Origin of the sequence: Rhizobium sp. AQ_MP (genome assembly GCF_014237835.1) — a bacterium.
Lineage (GTDB): Bacteria > Pseudomonadota > Alphaproteobacteria > Rhizobiales > Rhizobiaceae > Allorhizobium.
On the sequence record NZ_JACJVI010000105.1, the window covers coordinates 1 to 266 of the forward strand.

1 protein-coding gene is annotated in these 266 nt (G+C 62.0%); it reads left to right on the top strand.

Features of this window, described 5'->3' with window-relative positions; all coding sequences use genetic code 11:
* Positions 1-266 (top strand): molybdopterin dinucleotide binding domain-containing protein (locus tag H6M51_RS25140; RefSeq protein WP_281418989.1); only part of this gene is annotated, 266 nt, incomplete at both ends.

Consider the following 266-nt stretch of genomic DNA (forward strand, 5'->3'; position numbering starts at 1 on the left):
GAGGAATACGATTTCTGGCTGGTAACAGGCCGCGTGCTGGAGCACTGGCATTCCGGTTCGATGACGATGAGAGTGCCTGAGCTCTACAAGGCCTTCCCCGGCGCCCGCTGCTTCATGAACGCCGACGACGCACGAAAACGCGGGATCAACCAGGGGGCAGAGATTACCATCGTATCGCGTCGCGGCGAAATGCGGACACGCGTCGAGACCCGCGGCCGCAACCGCATGCCACCCGGCGTGATCTTCGTTCCATGGTTCGATGCCAG